7 protein-coding genes and 1 other RNA gene are annotated in these 7079 nt (G+C 62.9%); 6 read left to right on the plus strand and 2 right to left on the minus strand.

The features are described from left to right. Positions 1 to 23: 23 nt before the first annotated feature. From AC16XC_RS08215 to AC16XC_RS08235, 5 genes are all read left to right on the plus strand, one after another. Complete coding sequence (locus AC16XC_RS08215) at positions 24 to 1421, plus strand: TadA family conjugal transfer-associated ATPase (RefSeq protein WP_484034171.1); 1398 nt, start codon at positions 24 to 26, stop codon at positions 1419 to 1421. 508 nt (positions 1422 to 1929) lie between these two features. Beyond that, positions 1930 to 3141: a hydrolase gene (locus AC16XC_RS08220; protein ID WP_484034165.1), complete on the plus strand. Its 1212-nt coding sequence runs from the start codon at positions 1930 to 1932 to the stop codon at positions 3139 to 3141. Beyond that, positions 3138 to 4151, plus strand: a complete 1014-nt coding sequence (locus AC16XC_RS08225) for an arginine N-succinyltransferase (RefSeq protein WP_484034166.1) — start codon at positions 3138 to 3140, stop codon at positions 4149 to 4151. The genes AC16XC_RS08220 and AC16XC_RS08225 overlap by 4 nt, the downstream gene beginning before the upstream one ends. Positions 4152 to 4153: 2 nt before the next feature. Further along, complete coding sequence (locus AC16XC_RS08230) at positions 4154 to 5437, plus strand: N-succinylarginine dihydrolase (RefSeq protein WP_484034167.1); 1284 nt, start codon at positions 4154 to 4156, stop codon at positions 5435 to 5437. A 117-nt stretch (positions 5438 to 5554) separates the two neighbouring features. Next, the gene (locus AC16XC_RS08235) at positions 5555 to 5800 is read left to right on the plus strand and encodes a hypothetical protein (RefSeq protein WP_484034168.1); all 246 of its coding nucleotides are present in this window, start codon (positions 5555 to 5557) and stop codon (positions 5798 to 5800) included. A gap of 58 nt (positions 5801 to 5858) precedes the next feature. On the opposite strand, the gene ssrA is transcribed toward AC16XC_RS08235, so the two are convergent. Then, positions 5859 to 6202, minus strand: a transfer-messenger RNA (tmRNA) gene (ssrA, locus tag AC16XC_RS08240). A 31-nt stretch (positions 6203 to 6233) separates the two neighbouring features. After that, positions 6234 to 6650, minus strand: coding sequence for a large conductance mechanosensitive channel protein MscL (mscL, locus tag AC16XC_RS08245; RefSeq protein ID WP_484034169.1), 417 nt, complete (start codon positions 6648 to 6650; stop codon positions 6234 to 6236). Between the two features lie 174 nt (positions 6651 to 6824). On the opposite strand from mscL, the gene AC16XC_RS08250 reads away from it, so the two are divergent. Next, positions 6825 to 7079 (plus strand): LemA family protein (locus AC16XC_RS08250; RefSeq protein ID WP_484034170.1); only part of this gene is annotated, 255 nt, incomplete at its 3' end.

A 7079-nucleotide genomic window follows, 5' to 3' on the forward strand; every position in this document is an offset into this window, starting at 1 on the left:
GCAAGAGCCCTGCCCCCCCGCCGATGGGCGGCGAACAATTCCCTCCGGTCCCGGCCGATCCGCTGGACATGGCCGGCCCTGCGGGCCAGGGCGACGCGATGTCGCGGCTGGCCGACCGCGCCAACAACGTGGTCGACAACCATGCCCAGATCGATGGCTTCGAAGCCAGCGTCCACAAGATCAAGGAACAGGTGCTCCCGCGCCTGCTCGAGCGCGTCGATCCCGAAGCGGCGGCGACGCTGAGCAAGGAAGAGCTGAGCGAGGAATTCCGCCCGATCATCATGGAAGTGCTGGCCGAGCTCAAGGTCACGCTCAACCGGCGCGAGCAGTTCGCGCTCGAAAAGGTCCTGATCGACGAGCTGCTCGGCTTCGGCCCGCTTGAGGAACTGCTCAACGATCCGGACATCACCGACATCATGGTCAACGGCCCCAACCAGACCTATGTCGAGCGCAAGGGCAAGCTGACCATCGCCCCGATCCAGTTCCGCGACGAACAGCACCTGTTCCAGATCGCCCAGCGGATCGTGAACCAGGTCGGCCGCCGCGTCGACCAGACCACCCCGCTCGCCGACGCCCGCCTGAAGGACGGCAGCCGCGTCAACGTGATCGTCCCACCGCTCTCGCTGCGCGGCACCGCGATCTCGATTCGTAAATTCTCCGAGAAGCCGATCACGATCGACATGCTCAGGGAATTCGGCTCGATGAACGACAAGATGGCGACCGCGCTCAAGATCGCGGGCGCCAGCCGGATGAATATCGTCATCTCGGGCGGTACCGGTTCGGGCAAGACGACCATGCTCAACGCCCTGTCGAAGATGATCGACCCGGGCGAACGCGTGCTGACGATCGAAGACGCGGCCGAACTTCGCCTGCAGCAGCCGCACTGGCTGCCGCTCGAAACCCGTCCGCCGAACCTCGAAGGCCAGGGCGCGATCACCATCGGCGACCTCGTCAAGAACGCCCTGCGTATGCGCCCGGACCGGATCATCCTGGGCGAAATTCGTGGCGCGGAGTGTTTCGACCTGCTCGCGGCGATGAACACCGGCCATGACGGCTCGATGTGTACGCTGCACGCCAACAGCCCCCGCGAATGCCTCGGCCGTATGGAAAACATGATCCTGATGGGCGACATCAAGATCCCCAAGGAAGCCATCAGCCGCCAGATCGCCGAATCGGTCGACCTGATCGTGCAGGTGAAACGCTTGAGGGACGGTTCGCGCCGCACCACCAACATCACCGAAGTGATCGGCATGGAAGGCGACGTGATCGTCACCCAGGAGCTGTTCAAGTTCGAATATCTCGACGAGAGCGAGGACGGGAAGATCCTCGGCGAATTCCGCTCGCAGGGCTTGCGCCCCTATACGCTCGAAAAGGCCCGCCAGTTCGGCTTCGACCAGGCGTATCTGGAAGCCTGCCTGTAAGAACGTCCAGGGATGATGTGCACCAGAACCTGAGCGAAGGGAAACGGGGGGAACACAGTCCAGGAAAAGACAGGGAGGGGCCGTCGCACCACCCGAAACGGACGGAAGCCGCGGCGAATCCGGGACATCCTCCGCCTGAGTCATATATCCGGCCGAACGGGGAAAATCGAATGTCCCTTTCCACCCGAATCTGCCATTTTCCTACAGCGCCCGATTGCTTTAGCCTGGGCTGGTGACGCCGCCGCGCCTTCCGCTCCAGACCATGCAGGGACACGAACTTCGATCCTGCCGGTGTTGGAAATTTCCTGTCCCGACGCGGAAAGATGATTTTAATTTCCTGAAAGCGCACAGCTGTCACCCTGGGCACCGCAAGCAGTTGGAATTATTAAGCTTTATTACGCGGACAGCAAATGTTGGATTTGTCACTTATGTCACTCCCGGTTCGCACCGGCGAGGCCCGAAATCTCCTGTTGGACATAGGCTTGTCGAGCTTCTAAACCGGTTTCGAATGAAACAGTTAGCTACAGAAGAAGCGGCGCTGGTCGAGCAAATCGATCAGGCGGACATGCTCGAAATGACGACCCGCTGGTGCAAGACCAATAGCGGGACGGGCAATCTCGCGGGCCTGGCCGAGACCGCTGCGATGCTCGCCGATGCCTTTGCCGCGCTGCCGGGCGAGGTATCGCTCGAAGAGCCGGCGCGCGTCACCGCGATTGCCGCCGATGGCAGCGAGGTCGAAAGGCAGCATGGCCGGCACCTCGTGCTGCGCGTACGCCCCAATGCCGGGCGGCGGATCCTGCTGACCGGTCATATGGACACGGTCTTTCCGGCCGACGATCCGTTCCAGGACCTCGCCTGGATCGACGACGATACGCTCAACGGCCCCGGCGCGGCCGACATGAAGGGCGGCATCGCCGTGATCCTGGCCGCGTTGAAGGCGTTCGAGACCAGCGAAGCGGCCGCGCACATCGGTTACGACGTGATGATCAATTCGGACGAGGAAACCGGCTCGCTCTCCTCCGCCAGCCTGATCCGCAAGCTCGCCCGCGGCAAATACGCGGCGCTGACCTATGAGCCTTCAGCCCTGCCCGACGGCACATTCGCCCATGCGCGCGGCGGCAGCGGCAATTACAGCCTGACCTTCAAGGGGCGTTCGGCGCATGCCGGGCGCAATCCCGAGTCCGGCCGCAACGCGATCGTCGCCGCGTCGAGCATGGTGGTGACGCTGAAAGCGCTCGAACATCGCGACCTGACGATCAATCCGGCGAAGATCGAAGGCGGCAGCGCCAACAATGTCGTGCCCGATCACGCGGTGCTGCACTTCAACATCCGCCCGAAGACGCGGGAGGCCGCCGAGCGCTTCGAGGCGGATCTCTCCGAACTGGTCAAGGCGACCGAGAAGGAACTGGAAGTCGCCATCTCGGTCCATGGCGGGATCACCCGCCCGCCCAAGCCGGTGAGCGAGCAGGCGCAGAGACTGTTCGATCTCGTGGGCAATTGCTGCGCGGAACTGGGCCAGCATTATCACTGGCAGTCGAGCGGCGGAGTGTGCGACGGCAACAACATCGCCGCCTGCGGCATCCCGGTGGTCGACACGATGGGCGTGCGCGGCGGGAAGATCCATTCGCCCGACGAATTCCTGGTCGTGCCCTCGCTGTCGGAACGGGCAGCCTTGTCCGTGCTGGTCCTGCACCGCCTCGCAACGGGAGACAGATTGTGAGTTTTCGCCTGCGAGCGGCAACGCCCGCCGACCTCGAGCCGCTCTACCAGATGGCCAAGCTGACCGGCGGCGGCTTCACCAACCTCCCGCCCGACCGCAAGGCGCTCGGGGAAAAGCTCGAGCGCTCGACCGCCGCGTTCGGGCGGACGGGAGCGGGCCTGGAAGACGAAGTCTTCGTCCTGGTGCTGGAGGACATCAAGACCCGCGACGTGCGCGGGACCTGCCAGCTGTTCACCCAGGTCGGGCAGCTGTGGCCGTTCTATTCCTATCGCCTGACCACCCTCACCCAGCATTCGCAGGAACTCGACCGCACGGTGCGGGCCGAATTGCTCAGCCTGGTGACCGACCTTGAAGGATCGAGCGAAGTCGGCGGGCTGTTTCTCCATCCCTCGGAACGCGCCGGGGGGCTCGGCATGCTGCTGGCGCGCAGCCGCTATCTGTTCATCGCCATGCACCGGGCGCGCTTTGCCGACCGGATCCTGGCCGAGCTGCGCGGCATCATCGACGAGCGCGGCGGATCGCCGTTCTGGGACGGCGTGGCCGGGCGGTTTTTCGGGATGAACTTCCAGGATGCCGACTATTTCAACGCGATCCACGGCAACCAGTTCATCGCCGACCTGATGCCGAAGCACCCGGTCTATATCGCCATGCTGTCCGACGATGCCCGCAACGCGATCGGCGTTCCGCATCCAAGCGGCCGGGCAGCCATGAGAATGCTTGAAAATGAGGGCTTTTCCTACGAAGGATATGTTGACATATTCGATGGCGGTCCAACAATGACTGCAAGAACCGATAAAGTAGTAAGCATCGCCAGTTCTAGAGAGAGTATTTTGGTAGCCACAGAATGTGTAAAGGGCGAGCGCGCACTTATTGCGACCGGTAACCTGACGTCTTTCCGTTGTTGTTACGGCGCCCGCGCGGAAGCGGATGGCGGGCTCGCGATCGATTCGCGCGCTGCCGACATGCTCGACGTAAAACCCGGCGACACGGTGTGGAGCGTGGCGCGGTAATCATGGCGACAGCACTGGTCGAGATCAATTTCGACGGCATCGTCGGGCCCTCGCACAATTATGCCGGGCTCAGCCTCGGCAATCTGGCGGCGACCGCGCACAAGGGCCAGGTGTCGCATCCGCGCGCGGCGGCGCTGCAGGGCCTCGCCAAGATGCGCCACAATCTGGCGCTGGGCCTGCCGCAGGGTTTCCTGGTGCCGCTGCCCCGCCCCAACCAGCGGTTCCTGACCGCCGTCTGCGCCGATGAAGCGAACACCGACCCGGCGCTGCTCGCCGCGGCCTGGTCCGCCTCCTCGATGTGGACCGCCAATGCCGCGACCATTTCGCCGGCGCCCGACACGGCCGACAGGCGCTGCCACATCACCCCGGCAAACCTCGTCACCATGCCGCACCGCTTCCAGGAATGGCAGGATACCGCAAGGCAACTCAACCTTGCCTTCGCCGACCAGAATCATTTCGTCCATCATCGCCCGGTGATGCCGTGCTTCGGCGACGAGGGCGCGGCCAACCATATGCGGATGTGCGAGCGGCATTACGCGCCGGGGATCGAGATCTTCGTCTATGGCCGCCCGGGCGGAAGGTTCCCCGCCCGCCAGCACGAACAGGCCAGCCGGATCGTCGCACGCAAGCACGGCCTCGATCCCGAACGGGTATTGTTCGTCGAACAGAACCCCGAAGCGATCGATGCCGGCGCGTTCCACAACGATGTCGTCGCGGTGGCGAACGAGAACGTGCTGTTCACCCATGAGCGCGCCTTTGCCGATCCCGAAGGCACCTATGCGGCGATCCGTGAGAAGTTGCCCCAGGCCGAAATCGTGATCGTGCCGGAAAGCGCGGTGAGCCTCGAAGAGGCGGTCCGCTCCTATCTCTTCAACGCGCAGCTGGTGACCCTGCCCGACCCCGGATCGGCGTCCGGGGCAGGAGGCGGCATGGCGCTGATCGTCCCGACCGAGGCGGGCGCCAGCAAAGCGGTCAGCGCCTGGCTCGATACGATGCTCGCCAGCAATGGCGCGATCCGCAAGGTGCTCCCGGTCGATGTCAGGGAATCGATGGCCAATGGCGGCGGCCCGGCCTGTCTGCGGCTGCGCGTCGTCGCCGATCCCGCAACCGTGGATCCCCGCTTCCTGCTCGACGAGGAGCGGGCTGGGATGATCGAGGAGATAATCAGGCAATATTGGCCCGAGGAAATCCATCCCGAGGATCTCGGCACGAAAGCATTGGCCCAGATGGTCGTGCAGGCGCGCGACCAGCTGCTGCATGTGCTGGGCCTGGGAGAGCTTGGTTAACGGCAGTATTTGAACCGCTGGTGTTTTGAAATGGGCCAGAGTCGATCAAGGGCTTGTCTTGGCACGCTTATCTGGCATGTTCGGTGCTCAACAAAGGATTAACGCGAAAGGCCAGGCATGCTCCGCAAGATCGGCAGGCTGTTTGTGATCAAGACGAGGTTCGAGGCCTTCCTGATCATCTATGCCCTTGCGCTCGGTGCCTGCACCCGCGGCGTCCATTATCTCGAGCAATATCCCGGCTGGGGCGGCAAGCTGCTGTTCCTCGCCACCACCGGCGCGGTGTTCCTCGCCGGGGCCAAGATCCTCGATTGCCTCAAATACGAGCGCGAAAGGCGGGAAGCCGAGGCGGCCGAGGCCGGTTGACCTGCAATTGGAGTTGGAAAGTGGGGAGTTTCTGTTGCCAGGTACTCCCCGAACCCCTGGAATCCGCTTCTGTTGCCCGGTGGGTCCAACCGCGCTTTAGCTTTGTAAATTCAGGCCGTTAGGCCGTCACATTACGCCGCAAGAGCGAGTGCTTCATTATCATTGGCACTTGTGTGTTTTGAGCCTTTAACGGGTTACTCAGCCCGGGCGAAAACAGTGCTTTTCAACACACGTCGATCCTGGTTCGGCCCCGTCATAAGTCCCTGACAGATCAGGGTTTGTGGTGGAGCCGCCGGGTACTGCCCCCGGGTCCGCTGTGCCTATTGCACACCGCAATTTATCGCCATAGCCGGCCGAAACCGGCAGGCCCTATATAGGGAGTTGCAGCTTAATGGGAAGTGAGCGGGTTATCGGCCCGATCAAACCCCCTGGATCAGCGGTTCTTCAACGCATCCCGGATTTCCGTGAGCAGCTCGACTTCGGTCGGTCCGGCGGGCGGCGCTGCTTCTTCCTGCTTCTGCATCAGCCTGTTGGCATACCGCACCATCAGGAAGATGACGAAAGCCAGGATCAGGAAGTTGATCACGGTCGAAATGAAATTGCCTAGGGCGAGCACGTTCGCGCCCGCTTCGCGCGCCGCGGCCAAGCTGGTGCCGGGCGCGACCTCCCCCCCGAGCACGATGTAATGGTCCGAAAAATCGACATTGCCGAAGACCAGCCCGACGATCGGCATGATCACGTCGCCGGTCAGCGAAGCGACAATTGTGCCGAAGGCGCCGCCGATGATCACCGCCACCGCCAGATCCATCACATTGCCCTTGGCGATGAATGCCTTGAACTCGCTGAGCATGGCCTAAATCCTCCTTGATTGGTCCTTCGCGGATAGTGCCAAGAAACATTCCCGGCCGCAAACCCGATCAGGTGCGATAGTGCGCTAACACACCTTGAAATGGCGTGTATCATCTCTATTTACCGATCCGTGGGGCGGCCACATGATTGCCGCCATTGAGAGGGATTTCGCATTATGAATGCTTCGCCTTTCGCCCGCATCGGGCGCTTCGCCTTCGCCGCCGTCGCAGCCATCGGGCTCGCCTCCTGCGGGATCAACAGCGTCCCGACCGCGGAAGAGAATGCCAAGGCCAAGTGGGCCGACGTCCAGGCCGCCTATCAGGAACGCGCCAATCTGATTCCCAACCTTGCCGCGGTCGCCTCTGGCGCGGCCGAACAGGAACGGGGCATCCTCACCGGCGTGGTCGAGGCTCGCGCCAAGGCAACCAGT

Source organism: Candidatus Andeanibacterium sp. (assembly GCF_057143545.1).

Excerpts from the sequence above, each read along its gene's own strand:
- AC16XC_RS08235 (WP_484034168.1), top strand. The coding sequence starts at position 5,555 with ATGCTCCGCAAGATCGGCAGGCTGTTTGTGATCAAGACGAGGTTCGAG.
- AC16XC_RS08230 (WP_484034167.1), top strand. The coding sequence starts at position 4,154 with ATGGCGACAGCACTGGTCGAGATCAATTTCGACGGCATCGTCGGGCCC.
- AC16XC_RS08220 (WP_484034165.1), top strand. The coding sequence starts at position 1,930 with ATGAAACAGTTAGCTACAGAAGAAGCGGCGCTGGTCGAGCAAATCGAT.
- mscL (WP_484034169.1), bottom strand. The coding sequence starts at position 6,650 with ATGCTCAGCGAGTTCAAGGCATTCATCGCCAAGGGCAATGTGATGGAT.
- AC16XC_RS08215 (WP_484034171.1), top strand. The coding sequence starts at position 24 with ATGGGCGGCGAACAATTCCCTCCGGTCCCGGCCGATCCGCTGGACATG.